This window comes from Anaerococcus tetradius ATCC 35098 (genome assembly GCF_000159095.1).
Taxonomy (GTDB): domain Bacteria; phylum Bacillota; class Clostridia; order Tissierellales; family Peptoniphilaceae; genus Anaerococcus; species Anaerococcus tetradius.
The window spans coordinates 1-241 of sequence record NZ_GG666385.1 but is presented as its reverse complement, the minus strand read 5'-3'; the positions used below and the strand labels follow the sequence as shown (position 1 = coordinate 241).

General features: G+C 49.4%; 1 protein-coding gene. It reads right to left on the bottom strand.

Annotation, left to right across the window (positions count from 1 at the left end):
* Positions 1 to 17: 17 nt before the first annotated feature.
* The gene (gene yqgH, locus HMPREF0077_RS11070; protein ID WP_211180506.1) at positions 18 to 101 is read right to left on the bottom strand and encodes a protein YqgH; all 84 of its coding nucleotides are present in this window, start codon (positions 99 to 101) and stop codon (positions 18 to 20) included.
* Between the last annotated feature and the right edge of the window lie 140 nt (positions 102 to 241).

The following is a 241-nucleotide window of genomic DNA, read 5'->3' as shown; positions in this document are numbered from 1 at the left end:
GTGAGCGTGCGTTAACTTCACCGCATGAGCAGTAACATAGAAAGGGAAACGTTTCGCGCGAAACGGCGATAAGCGAGAGAATGTAAGGAGATGGCGTGCATCGGGCAAACTCCGTACAGAGAGGAGAAAATTCGCGCAATCATGGCACCTTTCGCTAAAGCGTGCAAGCCAGGACTTTGCGAACAAACAAGCCATCGACGGCACCAAACGGTCATAATAAGAAAATCAAACAAGCTCTAGC